Source organism: Aggregatibacter sp. oral taxon 513, assembly GCF_018128305.1.
Classification (GTDB): domain Bacteria; phylum Pseudomonadota; class Gammaproteobacteria; order Enterobacterales; family Pasteurellaceae; genus Aggregatibacter; species Aggregatibacter segnis_A.
On record NZ_CP072381.1, the window covers coordinates 687,296 to 700,470 of the forward strand.

A 13,175-nucleotide genomic window follows, 5' to 3' on the forward strand; every position below is an offset into this window, starting at 1 on the left:
TAACCGCACTTTTCGTGCTGAGAGAAGAGAAAAGTGCGGTCATTTTGGCGAGCGTTTTTATTGTTGTTTGAGTAGCGTTTCGTAGCGTTCGTCCGTTAAGGTTTTCAGAAAGGCTTCAAGGTCATCCAGTTGTTCGTCGCTTAACGGTGGCGCTTTGAGTTCTTCAAGATTCATTGTTGCGGCGTATTCCGGTGCTTCCCAAGGTTTCTGAGTTTCTGGATTAAGTTTACGCGCAGGGTTGTTGAAATGATCGAAATATTCCAACACGGTGCGCAAATGTTTAAACACGCCGTTGTGCATATAAGGTGCGGTGACGGCAATGTTGCGCAGGGTAGGTACTTTGAATTTTCCCTTTTGGCGTTGATCGCCGTTGACCATTGGGTTATCCAACAAACCGTTATCGATAAAATCCTGGCTGAGCTGATTATGTGCGATTAAACGCTGATTTTTAGGCACGCCCATGTTGTAGTAGCGATAATTGGTGAAAGTTTCTTCCTTATGTTCGGTATCTTGCGCTTGATGGCAGTTGCTACAGTTGGTTTTGGTGTTATCAAAAAATAATTGTTTACCACGTTCTTCTTGTGCCGTCATCGCATATTTGCCTTGTAGCGATTTATCGTATTTGGCATCAAAAGGATGCAATAAACGTTTTTCTTTTTGGAATACGGCAAGGGCATCTTCCATGGCAGAATAAACACGATCTACACTTTCCCAAGTTTCTTTACCGTAATGTTGAGTAAAGAGCGTGAGATACATTGGTGTATTGAAAATTCGTTTAGCAACGGAAAGTTTGTCCGGCATGCCCATTTCCACCGGATTGATCGGCGGCCCGCCGGCTTGTTCTGCTAAGTTTTTAGCTCGCCCATCCCAGAATTGCCCACCCACATAATCCTGAATTTTTTCATCGTAATGAAATTCCGGTGCATAGCTTGCATAAAGCATGGTTGGCGCATTTCGTGTGCCGAACCGCGTCGGATCATCACCTTGAGAGACCATTTTGTCTGCGCTGTTTTCTCGTAAATCAACAAAGGCGGTATCCGGGCTGTGGCAACTGGAACAGTTTTGGTTGCCGTGTAGAGAGAGGTTGTTATCAAAAAATAAAATTTGTCCCAATAATGCCTTATCGATTCCGCCTTTCGGCATTTCACGGGCTTCTTTTTCTAGCGCTAAGGCAGACATCGGCAGCCATGCGGCAAGTAGCATTGTAAATAAACGGTTCATGGTTTGTCCTGGTAATAAAATGATGTTCTTTAGCATACCCTTTTTTCCCTTTTTTCTGTCTCACTCTTTTAAGGTATGACTTTTGACCTGAATCATACAAAATCATTTTTTTTGAAAAAGTGCTTTATCTTCCTACAAAATAGTTTACCATTTTACTCAGTTTTTTTTGTTATCCACAGTTATGGGGGAAATTATCATGTCTTTTGCCGATAAAAAATTAAGTGAAATTGCGATTTCAATTCCAGGATCAACCGCACTTTTACGTGAATATGATTTAGATTTTTGTTGTGGTGGCGCCGATACATTAGGCGCAGCTGTTGCAGAGAAAAATTTAAATTTAGCGGAAATTGAAGCTCGTTTAACAGAATTGCAAAATAGTAAAAAACAGGACGATGAGCAACGTTGGTTGACAGCACCTTACGCAGACATCATCGAGCACATTATTCATCGTTATCATGAACGTCACAAACAACAGCTTTCTGAACTTTTTGTCTTGGCTGAGCGAGTAGAATCCGTTCACGGCGATCGTGATGATTGTCCGATTGGCATTGCTGCTGAAATTCAAAATATTTATAGTGATTTAACCAGTCATATGATGAAAGAAGAGCAAATTTTGTTCCCGATGATCAAAATGGGTAACTATGCGATGGCAAGAATGCCGATTCAAGTTATGGAACATGAACACGCTGAACACGGTGAGCATTTGGATGTATTGAAAGCGCTGACCAATAACTTAACACCGCCGGCAGATGCGTGTAATACTTGGCGTGCCCTCTATAGTGGGATTCAAGAATTTATGGATGATTTAATGATGCACATTCATACGGAAAATAATATTCTGTTTCCACGCGTGATTGAGGAAGGCAGCAGATAAATCCTGTTTTAACAATTTGAAGTATATAAAGAAAGCCATTAAATGCGATGTTTAATGGCTTTTTATTTGTAACGATATAAAAAGATTAATTCAGTTGAAGTTGTCTTTGTGAAGCAAATAAGGATTCTGTAATAAAGCTGGCAGTTACAATTTCTGCTTCAGGATAAAGGCTTTCTTCGGATACGCCGTTATGTTGCATACAGGAAGAACACACGGCAATTCTACCACCTTTTGCAATAAAGGTATCAATGAGTTCACGAACTGGTTTGAATGGTGCGCCAATGTCGATTTTATCGCCGTAATTTTTAGCGCCGAGATGAACGGCATCGGAAAGCAATAAAATGACAGTGTGTTTGCCTTTTTCTAGGGCGTTTATTCCGACAGTAAAAGCAATAGTAACATTATTTGAATCGCGCTCATGGGCAGTTAATGTAATTAATAAATCAATGTTTTTCATGATGTTTCCTCTACGTTTTGGTTTGTTAAATAAAATAATTTATATATTTATATTTTTTGATTTTAAAGGGTTTTATTTCATTTGGCTGTGATTAAAATCACAAAATGAGAAATAAGTGAAATGTGGTTGTAAATATGGTGAGAAAATATAAAAAATAACCCCAGATTCAATAAAGTCTGGGGTTAAGGGTTAAACGACAAAGGCTTATTTCGCAATACGTTTATATTTCATGCGGTGTGGTTGAAGGGCTTCAGCACCGAAGGTTTTCTTCTTCCATTCTTCATAATCGGAGAAGTTGCCTTCATAGAAGGTTACCTTGCCTTCATCACCGTAGTCTAAAATATGTGTAGCGATACGGTCTAAGAACCAGCGGTCATGGGAAATGACCATAGCACAGCCTGGGAATTCTAAAATCGCATTTTCCAATGCGCGTAAGGTTTCCACGTCAAGGTCGTTGGTCGGTTCATCCAGTAACAACACGTTGCCGCCGGCTTGTAACAGTTTGGCTAAGTGCAAACGGCCACGTTCACCACCGGAAAGTTCGCCTACGCGTTTTTGCTGATCCACGCCTTTGAAGTTGAAGCGTCCTACATAAGCACGGCTTGGAATTTCAAAGTTACCGATTGTTAAAATATCTTGTCCGTTAGAAACTTCTTCCCACACGGTTTTCTTGTCGTCCATCGCATCGCGGAATTGATCTACGGAAGCCAACACGACGGTTTCACCTAAGGTGATGGAACCCGAATTCGGTTGTTCTTTGCCGGAAAGCATGCGGAACAAGGTCGATTTACCCGCACCGTTTGCTCCGATAATCCCAACGATAGCGCCTTTCGGAATGCTGAAAGACAAATCATCGATTAAAGTGCGGTCGCCGTAAGATTTACTTAAATGTTGCACTTCAATCACTTTATCGCCTAAGCGTGGACCAGGTGGAATAAAGAGTTCGTTGGTTTCATTACGTTTTTGATATTCGCCGGAATTAAGTTCCTCAAAACGAGCCATACGCGCTTTGCTTTTCGCTTGGCGACCTTTTGGATTTTGGCGCACCCATTCCAATTCTTTCTCAATGGATTTTTGGCGGGCAGATTCTTGCGCCTGTTCTTGCGCCAAGCGTTTTTCTTTTTGTTCCAACCAAGAAGAGTAGTTGCCTTCCCAAGGAATGCCTTCACCACGGTCAAGCTCCAAGATCCAACCGGCAACGTTATCTAAGAAGTAACGGTCGTGGGTAATTGCCACCACGGTGCCTTCGTAGTCGTGCAAGAAGCGCTCTAACCATGCCACGGATTCCGCATCCAAGTGGTTGGTCGGTTCGTCTAATAACAACATATCCGGTTTTTCGAGCAATAAACGGCAAAGTGCCACACGGCGGCGTTCCCCCCCGGATAAATGTTCGATTTTGGCATCCCAGTCCGGCAAACGTAATGCATCGGCGGCGCGTTCTAATTGGTTATCTAAATTATGCCCGTCATGCGCTTGAATGATGGCTTCCAACTCCGCTTGCTCCGCGGCAAGTTTGTCGAAATCTGCATCAGGATCGGCATATAAGGCATAAACTTCATCTAAACGCGTTAACGCACGTTTAACTTCACCCACCGCTTCTTCAATCGCTTCACGCACAGTTTGTTGCGGTTCAAGTTTTGGTTCTTGAGGAAGATAACCGATTTTAATACCGGGTTGCGGACGTGCTTCCCCTTCGATTTCTTTATCAATGCCCGCCATAATGCGAAGCAACGTGGATTTACCTGCGCCGTTTAAACCGAGCACACCAATTTTGGCTCCTGGGAAAAAGCTTAGGGAAATATCTTTTAGAATATGACGTTTCGGCGGAACCACTTTGCCTACTCGGTGCATCGTGTAAACGAATTGTGTTGACATAATTTTTCTCTGGTTAAGGGAAAAGTGCGGTCATTTTTGTCGATGTTTTTACATGCGGAATGACCCTAAAGAAACAATAAAGCATAAAAATCATTGTCATGATTCAGGCGGCTCATTCTACTTGATGTTTGCCGTTGTGCCAATTTATCGCAGTAAAATTTTAGGCATAAAAAAACCTCTCCGAAGAGAGGTAGGAAAGTAGTTTAGCTATTTATGATTATTTTATTTAGGAACTTTATGAATATCAAGCAATCACTTGATGGTGTTGAATGTTATCGATTTTTCAGTGAGAAGCAAAATGCAAAATTAGGTTTGTTTGATATAAATCAGAAAAAACGGGTGATTTTTTCATGATGGATGCTTTTTTGAGCGCACTGTGGTGCATTTTTATTTATGCTAAAATAATGAAGTCAAATTTACCGGGAAGGTGATCCAGTGAAAAAAATAAGCTTATTTTTTATAACCTTAATTTGTGCCCAAACGCTTTTTGCGCATCCTCATGCGTTTATTGACATGAAAATGAAGGTGTTGGTGGACAAACAACAATTAGTCGGGTTTTCGATGCAATGGATTTTAGATGAGCCCAGTTCAGCCGCTGTGTTATATGATGTAAAACAAGCAAAAGGTGACAAGAAAGCATTGCAAAAATTAATTGATGAGGTTATCGGCAATGTGGTCAATGAGCATTACTTTAGCTATTTATTTGATAAACAAGGCAATAAAGTAAAATACAGTGCGAAACCACAAAATTACGGGATGAAGAGCAGTGGAGCGCAGGTGTTGTATTATTTTGATTTTATGTTGTCAAAACCGCAGCTTTTGCAGGATAACGAATTTACATTAAGTACTTACGATCCGACTTATTATGTTTCTATGTATTACGATCAGCCTTTTCATTCGGCTGTCGATTTTTCTCAATTACCGGAAAATTGTCATGGCGAAGTGCTGGAGCCTGATGTTAATGAAAAGCTCAAAGCCTATGCTTCCTCGTTAGATCAGTCTCAACGCAACGAAGATGACACCCTTGGCGCGCAGTTTGCACAAAAAGTGCGGTTAATTTGCAAATAGTTTTTAAGAAATTCATGAAATCCCGTTTATTTTATTTCCTGTTGTTAGGCATATTGCTAGCTGCCTGTATTTATTTGTTTCCGTGGTTATTTTCCCATGTTGTACTCTGGCAACGGGAATTTAATCAGCTCATTTCTGCCTATTTACATGCTATAGAACTGCAGCCCGTTTATGCCGGCAGTTTGCTCATTTTAGTGAGTTTTTTATATGGTGTGTTTCATGCCTTAGGTCCTGGGCATGGCAAGTTTATTATTGCCGGCTATTTGGCAACTCACCAGACGAAGCTTGCACGTAGCATGCAAATCACTTTCTTCTCTTCTTTAGCGCAAGGTTTCGTTGCCATTGTGGCGGTGTCTGTGGTGGTGTTGATTTTGCAGCTTTCCTCCGCCTACTTCAATTTAAGCCAATTATGGTTGGAACGAACGGCTTATGTTATGGTGATTTTGCTTGGGCTGAGTTGGTGTTGGAAGAGCGGGAAAACGCTGTATAAACAGCATCGACAGAAGAAACAAAAATTACACATTAATACGATTCAACGCCCTATCAAAAATGAGATGCGAATTGCTGAAAAAAGTGCGGTAGGAATTTCAACTGTTTTTGCAGAAACACATACGGAACACCATGCCAACTGTGGTTGTGGTCATCAACATATTCCGGATCCTGACGCTTTGAATCAAAGCACAAATATAAAAGAAAGCGTATTGATTATTTTGAGTATCGGTATGCGACCTTGCTCCGGTGCGATTTTTGTTTTGTTCCTTGCTTATATGTTGGATTTGTTCCCTTGGGGCATCGCGGCAACATTAGCGATGTCGCTGGGGACGGGAATCACGTTATCTGCATTTGCGTTACTGGTGCGCTATGCTCGCTCAACGGCGATTAAAATCGGCCAATGGTATCGTCGACCTTTTGCAGAGATCAATGTTGAAACTGTGGCGAAATGTTTTGCCGGTCTTATGTTGATTTTCTTTGCATTAGCGTTGCTTTATGGGACGACCTTGCCGGTAAGCGGAGGCGCGACATTATTTGCGAGATAACGAGATAAAAGAGGCGAGAATAAAAAGGATTCAGCAGAAAAAAATAAAAGCCCATAAGGAGGCTATGGGCTCAAATTCTTTCGGTATGCTTTAGTTTTTATAAAAGGAGACAAATAAAAACTATCCAAAAGAAAAAACTGGCTCCTCCTGCTGGACTTGAACCAGCGACATATGGATTAACAGTCCACCGTTCTACCGACTGAACTAAGGAGGAATAAATTTGGTATCAAAAGATAGGCCGCGTATGTTACTTATCCCTCTATAGGTTGTCAACACCTAAAATAAAAAATATTTCCCCGTTTTTAGTGTGATATTTCTATCCACAAACTCTGTGGATAAGTTTGTGAGTTATTATTTTAAAAATCACCCCGCTCCCGATAAAATCAGGCTTTATTGAAATTCGATATAAAATTGATTGTAAAATAACATTTTTTTATTTTTCAAATAGTTAACAAAAATCTAGAGAATTTTTTAAAATTTTTTTATAAATTTGTGATTTAGGCCACTTGACAAATATAACTCTGTGTAAAACTTCATTTTTTATCACTCAATGTGGCGTGATAAATGTGTTAAAATGCGCAGCATTTAGAATATACCGTAAAAAATGACCGCACTTTATGTCAGAGAAAATTAACACCAAACCTTTCATTCTTCATTCCGATTTCAAGCCCTCCGGTGATCAACCACAAGCCATTGCCAAGCTTGCCGAAAATTTAGAAGACGGCTTGGCGCACCAAACCTTACTGGGCGTTACGGGTTCCGGAAAAACCTTTACGATTGCCAATGTGATTGCGCAGTTAAACCGACCGGCCATGTTGCTTGCGCCAAATAAAACTCTTGCGGCGCAGCTTTATGCGGAAATGAAAGCTTTTTTCCCTGAAAATGCGGTGGAATATTTCGTTTCTTACTATGATTATTACCAGCCGGAAGCCTATGTGCCGAGCAGCGACACCTTCATTGAAAAAGATGCGTCTATTAACGATCAAATCGAGCAAATGCGTTTGTCGGCGACTAAATCTTTTTTAGAGCGGCGAGATACCATTGTGGTTGCCTCGGTTTCTGCTATTTACGGTTTGGGCGACCCGGATTCTTACTTGCAAATGATGTTGCATTTGCAACAAGGGGCAATAATCAATCAGCGTCAGATTTTGGCGAAGTTGGCAGAATTGCAATATACGCGCAACGATCAGGCGTTTCAGCGCGGCACATTTCGTGTACGTGGGGAAATTATTGATATTTTCCCGGCAGAATCCGATGAGCGCGCAGTACGAATTGAATTATTTGATGATGAAATTGAGCGTTTAAGCTTATTCGATCCGCTCACCGGAAGCAGCTTTGGTATCGTGCCACGTTTCACTGTGTATCCAAAAACGCACTACGTCACACCGCGCGAGCGCATTTTAGATGCCATTGAAAAAATCAAAGTGGAACTGGCACAACGACGGGAATATTTCATTAAAGAGAATAAATTGTTAGAAGAACAACGCATTAGCCAACGTACTCAGTTTGATATTGAAATGATGAACGAATTGGGCTATTGCTCGGGGATTGAAAACTACTCACGTTATCTGTCAGGCAGAAATGAAGGCGAACCGCCGCCAACCTTATTTGACTATATGCCGTCCGATGCCATTTTAATTATCGATGAATCTCACGTCACCGTGCCGCAAATCGGCGGGATGTATCGTGGCGACCGTTCCCGTAAAGAAACGTTGGTAGAATATGGCTTCCGTTTGCCTTCAGCGTTGGATAACCGTCCGTTACGTTTTGAGGAATTTGAACGTTTGGCTCCGCAAACTATCTATGTTTCGGCTACCCCGGGGCCTTATGAGCTAGAAAAATCCGGTGCAGAAATTATCGATCAGGTAGTGCGTCCAACGGGCTTACTGGATCCGCAAATTGAAATTCGCCCGGTGTCTATTCAAGTGGATGATTTGCTTTCTGAAGCGCGTCAAAGAGCGGATAAAAATGAGCGAGTTTTAGTGACGACGCTGACCAAAAAAATGGCGGAAGATTTAACGGATTATTTGGATGAACACGGGATTCGAGTGCGTTATTTGCACTCCGATATTGATACCGTAGAGCGGGTAGAAATTATCCGTGATTTACGCTTGGGCGAATTTGATGTGTTGGTCGGAATTAACTTATTACGGGAAGGCTTGGATATTCCCGAAGTGTCACTCGTAGCGATTTTAGATGCGGATAAAGAAGGTTTCTTGCGCTCCGAACGTTCTTTGATTCAAACCATCGGACGTGCAGCGCGAAACTTGAATGGTAAAGCGATTTTGTATGCGGACAGCATCACTAAGTCTATGGAAAAAGCCATTACGGAAACCAATCGCCGTCGCGAAAAACAAACGAAATACAATGAAGATCACGGCATTGTGCCACAGGCGTTAAATAAAAAAGTGGGTGAGTTGTTGGATATCGGTCAGGGCGCCAATCAAAAAGCGAAAGCCAATAAACAACGTGGAAAAATGGTGGCAGAACCGACCGCACTTTATGCCGTGCCTACATCACCGAAAGAATATCAACAACAAATCAAGAAACTGGAACAGCAAATGTATAAGTTTGCGCAAGATTTGGAATTTGAAAAAGCTGCTACGGTGCGGGATCAATTGCAGCAATTGCGGGAAAGTTTTATGTTATCTGGCGAGTAAAAGTGCGGTCGTTTTTCTCGGTGATTTTTATAATAAAAAAGGCGAAATCAATTCGCCTTTTTTGTTTTTTAAAGATGCTTTATTGCACTAATAAATAGAAATTACTGTCACCACGGATGATATTTAACGCAATAGCAGATGGTTTGCTATCCAAGGCTTTGCGCAATTGACCTAAGTTTTCGACTTTTTGGCGGTTAATGCCAATGATGACATCGCCATTTTTCAAACCACGTTGTTCCGCTAAGGAATTTTGTTTGATTTTACCAATAGATACGCCTTTTACGCCTTTTTCATCGTAGTTATTCAATTCTGCGCCATCCAATGCCGGTAATAGGCTATTGGCGGTGGTTTGGGTTTGCTCGTCTGATTGTAACGTAACTTTGGCGGTATTGGATTTTCCATCGCGTAAATAGGTCAGCTCAATTTGTTTACCTGCGCCGGAAGTCGCGATTTTGGCACGCATTTCCGCAAAGCTAGAAATCGCTTGACCGTTCATTGCTGTGATGACATCGCCTGCTTTTAAGCCGGCTTTATCGGCAGCAGAGCCTGGCATTACTTCGCTCACGAAAGCGCCTTTTTTCGCTTCAATGTCAAAGGCTTGAGCTAAATCAGCATTTAATTCTCCGCCCTTAATGCCTAACATACCGCGACGAACTTCACCAAATTCAAGAATTTGTTGTACGAGATTGTTCGCCATGTTGCTCGGAATCGCAAACGCAATACCCGCGTTGCCGCCACTTGGCGAAATAATGGCGGTATTAATGCCGATGAGTTCGCCGTTTAAATTGACGAGCGGGCCACCGGAGTTACCACGGTTTACGGCAGCATCTGTTTGAATATAGTTTTCGTATGTGCCGCTGTCAGAGCCCATGGAGCGACCTAAAGCAGACACGATACCGGAGGTCACGGTTTGTCCTAAACCGAACGGATTACCAATAGCAACCGTGAAATCGCCTACGCGTAATTTATCGGAATCCGCGAGTTTAAGTGCGGTCAAATTTTTCGGATTTTCTACTTGAATCAAGGCTACATCAGACATTTCGTCAGCACCGATCACTTTCGCTTTAAATTCGCGGCCATCGTGTAATTGCACGGTAATTTTGTCGGCATCTTTAATCACGTGGTTGTTTGTTAATACATAACCTTTTTCCGCATTGATAATGGCGCCGGAACCAATACCTTTGAAATTACGCGGTGCGCGATTGCGATCGAACATGTCCGGGCCAAAGAAGAATTTAAATTCTTCCGGAATATCATCATCCATTTCAGCTGAACTGCCTTTTTGTTTTCCTTCGACGGAAATAGACACCACGGAAGGTAATACTTTTTCCAGCATTGGTGCCAAGCTTGGAAGTTGCTGTCCTGCTACGATGGAAACTGGTGTTTCTGCTTGGCTCATCATTGGGGTTGTTAAAATGCTTAATCCGAGAGCAATGCCGGTTAAAACAAAATGACGTTTTTTCATTAAATGTTCTCCAATCAAAAAAAATAAAAAACGAAATCTCAATGAGTTTCGGTGATGACTATGACAAGTAAAATGGTTGAATGTTCTTGGTTTTTTATTTAATTCATGAGGAAAAAGAAAAGTGCGGTGAGTTTTTTTAATAAATGTTCAAACAATAAAACGCCCTTCAATTGAAGGGCGCTTGTTGAATTATCTTTCTGCTTTGAATAAACCTGAAGAACCTTCGGAATAGTCTTTCGGTGGATCTTCTGTTTTAGACGGGGAAACGTTGCCTTTTTCATCCAATAAACTGTGTTGGAACAAGGTGCTGTCGTTCAGTTCCGGCAGTAGTTGAGTCGAGGAGTGAGCAAGATGTTGGTACAGTTTTTGATAATCTTGCGCAAGAGATTTCAACAAATCGGCGCTTTCCGCAAAATGTTTTTCCAATTGTTGTTTTTGGCTTTCCAATTGCTCTTTTGCGACTCGCAATTCCGCTTCAGTTTTCACTTGTTTTTTGGCAGACTCTTTTGTGAGTCGTAATAAGAAATAACCAATAACAAAACCCACCACTAAACCGATTAACGCTGCTTGCCACATTTCAGCTGTCCAAGTTTGCATAAATAACCTCCTCTAATTTATGTGAAACAATTGATTAAATCATAGCCTGAACAGGGTTTTATTTCTATGTGTTAGATCACAGAACGAAAATTTTTCGGAAAATAAAAGGGCGAATATTTTTCGCCCTTCAAAAATGTTTTTAAAAACGACCGCACTTTACTGCCAATTTTCACGTTTTGCCTTTTGCAATTTAGCATAGGCTGCTAATAATTTTTGGTGTTCGCTAAAGTTAGCGAGGGTTTCGTCGCTGGCTGGCAGGTTATAGAACGGATTTCCGCCTTGAATTGCGCCCCACGCAAATTCCACTGCATCTTTGCCGTACATTTTCTCGAACACCGGACGATATTGTTGCGGATCGCGGTGATCATCCATAAACAATTCAAGGCTGCTGATTAAGCAACGATAATAGTTGGCGCGTTCGGCGGTGAATACGGAGCTGTTCATATTGTATGTCCAGTTCGCCCAGTCTAACGCCATTGCCAAGTCGCCTAAAGCGAGATAGAGCATGGATTTTAATTCACCGATGCGCAAGGTTGTCCAACCGCTGGCTTTCGGTGCCACGATGCCGATAAATTCGCGTACGCGGGTGGCGTCGTCAATGTCTTGTTCGTCCAGTTCGTCCAATAATTCTTGATAGGTTTCTTGGTCGTGGTGGAAGTGCGGTAAATCCAGCAGAATTTCGCGCCAGTCCATGCCCATGTTGCTGTTAGCGTAAATTAAGTCATCCGCCGGATAAATATCGGACATGCCCGGTACGATGATGCGGCAGGCGTAAACACCTAAGTGGTTATAATCCATGATGTAAACCTCTTTGCTTTCCTCGCGGAGAATCGTCATGAGGTTATCATATTCTTCATGGGTATCTTTGCCGGAGAAGTTCCAATCGGCGAACTCGTAATCCGGTGTGTCTTTGAATAAATCCCAAGAAATTAAACCGCTGGAATCAATAAAGTGGGTTTCCAAATTGGCGTGTTCGGCCACATCATCATTATTGAATGACGGCGGGGCGAAAACGTCCAACTCTTTTAGGCTGCGACCTTGTAATAATTCGGTGACGGTGCGCTCTAATGCCACTTGGAATTTTGGGTGCGCTCCGAAAGAGGCAAAACACGTACCATTGGTCGAGTTGAGCAAAATGACACAAATCACCGGATATTTACCGCCAAGAGAAGCGTCGTACGCCAAAATCGGGAAACCTTCCTGTTCCAGTTTGTCGATAGAGGCTTGAATCGAAGGATAACGCGCCATCACTTCCTGCGGAATTAACGGCAGACTGATCGCTTCTGCGATGATTTTATTTTTCACATAGCGCTCAAACACTTCCGACAATCCCTGTACACGGGCTTCAAATTGGCTGTTGCCGGCAGACATACCGTTGGAAACATAAAGGTTAGAGATAATATTTTGCGGAATATACACCGTCTGTTGATCCGATTGGCGTATATAAGGCAGCGCGACAATACCTCGCTCGTAATTACCCGATTGCAAATCCACTAAAAGTTCAGGAGTCAACTCCTGATTCGGATCGAAATGTTCAAATAAATGATCGTCTAAAATCCCTTGAGGCAACAGTGCCTCATCTTCAATCGGGAACCATTTTTCGTTCGGATAGTGCACAAAATCGCTGTTGGCAATGTCTTGCCCTAAATAGAAATCCGTCCAGAAATAATTGGTGGAAAGACGCTCAAAATATTCACCTAATGCGGAGGCTAATGCCGCTTTTTTACTGCCCCCCTTGCCGTTGGTGAAACATTGTGGGCAGTCTTTGTCACGAATATGGACCGACCACACGTTTGGCACGGGATTTAACCACGAGGCTTCTTCAATGTGAAAGCCAAGTGCGGTCAGTTTTTGTTGAAACTTTTCAATACTTTCCTCAAGGGCGGCATCTTTGCCGGGAATAAAAGTTTGTTCGGTCATA

General features: G+C 42.2%; 10 protein-coding genes and 1 tRNA gene. 4 read left to right on the top strand and 7 right to left on the bottom strand.

The genetic code is table 11. From position 1 onward, the window contains the following. Positions 1–57 precede the first annotated feature (57 nt). A complete protein-coding gene (locus J5A60_RS03380; RefSeq protein WP_212510739.1) occupies positions 58–1,221 on the bottom strand; it encodes a cytochrome-c peroxidase in 1,164 nt (387 codons plus the stop codon). A 196-nt stretch (positions 1,222–1,417) separates the two neighbouring features. Here J5A60_RS03380 and ytfE point away from each other — a divergent pair, with 196 nt between their 5' ends. Then, positions 1,418–2,095 carry an iron-sulfur cluster repair protein YtfE gene (gene ytfE / locus J5A60_RS03385; RefSeq protein ID WP_048749641.1) on the top strand — a complete coding sequence of 226 codons (678 nt, stop codon included), beginning with the start codon at positions 1,418–1,420 and terminating at the stop codon, positions 2,093–2,095. Positions 2,096–2,180: 85 nt separating this feature from the next. Here ytfE and J5A60_RS03390 read toward each other — a convergent pair whose 3' ends face one another. Then, the gene (locus J5A60_RS03390) at positions 2,181–2,552 is read right to left on the bottom strand and encodes a DsrE family protein (protein WP_212510574.1); all 372 of its coding nucleotides are present in this window, start codon (positions 2,550–2,552) and stop codon (positions 2,181–2,183) included. A 204-nt stretch (positions 2,553–2,756) separates the two neighbouring features. Further along, positions 2,757–4,427, bottom strand: a complete 1,671-nt coding sequence (gene ettA / locus J5A60_RS03395) for an energy-dependent translational throttle protein EttA (RefSeq protein WP_212510575.1) — start codon at positions 4,425–4,427, stop codon at positions 2,757–2,759. A 435-nt stretch (positions 4,428–4,862) separates the two neighbouring features. Here ettA and zevA point away from each other — a divergent pair, with 435 nt between their 5' ends. After that, positions 4,863–5,495 carry a zinc transporter binding subunit ZevA gene (gene zevA / locus J5A60_RS03400; RefSeq protein WP_305825888.1) on the top strand — a complete coding sequence of 211 codons (633 nt, stop codon included), beginning with the start codon at positions 4,863–4,865 and terminating at the stop codon, positions 5,493–5,495. 14 nt (positions 5,496–5,509) lie between these two features. Then, on the top strand, positions 5,510–6,532 hold the full coding sequence (gene zevB / locus J5A60_RS03405; RefSeq protein WP_212510576.1) for a zinc transporter permease subunit ZevB: 1,023 nt from the start codon (positions 5,510–5,512) through the stop codon (positions 6,530–6,532). Between the two features lie 138 nt (positions 6,533–6,670). On the opposite strand, the gene J5A60_RS03410 is transcribed toward zevB, so the two are convergent. Continuing rightward, positions 6,671–6,746 (bottom strand) — tRNA-Asn (locus J5A60_RS03410). 403 nt (positions 6,747–7,149) lie between these two features. Between J5A60_RS03410 and uvrB the strand changes: the two genes are divergently transcribed. Further along, on the top strand, positions 7,150–9,192 hold the full coding sequence (uvrB, locus tag J5A60_RS03415) for an excinuclease ABC subunit UvrB (RefSeq protein ID WP_212510577.1): 2,043 nt from the start codon (positions 7,150–7,152) through the stop codon (positions 9,190–9,192). Positions 9,193–9,271: 79 nt separating this feature from the next. Here uvrB and J5A60_RS03420 read toward each other — a convergent pair whose 3' ends face one another. The 3 genes from J5A60_RS03420 to ycaO form a co-directional block, all read right to left on the bottom strand. Beyond that, on the bottom strand, positions 9,272–10,657 hold the full coding sequence (locus J5A60_RS03420; RefSeq protein WP_212510578.1) for a Do family serine endopeptidase: 1,386 nt from the start codon (positions 10,655–10,657) through the stop codon (positions 9,272–9,274). A gap of 189 nt (positions 10,658–10,846) precedes the next feature. Then, the gene (locus tag J5A60_RS03425; protein WP_109859021.1) at positions 10,847–11,254 is read right to left on the bottom strand and encodes a YhcB family protein; all 408 of its coding nucleotides are present in this window, start codon (positions 11,252–11,254) and stop codon (positions 10,847–10,849) included. Positions 11,255–11,410: 156 nt separating this feature from the next. Continuing rightward, positions 11,411–13,174 carry a 30S ribosomal protein S12 methylthiotransferase accessory factor YcaO gene (gene ycaO / locus J5A60_RS03430; RefSeq protein WP_212510579.1) on the bottom strand — a complete coding sequence of 588 codons (1,764 nt, stop codon included), beginning with the start codon at positions 13,172–13,174 and terminating at the stop codon, positions 11,411–11,413. Position 13,175 lies beyond the last annotated feature (1 nt).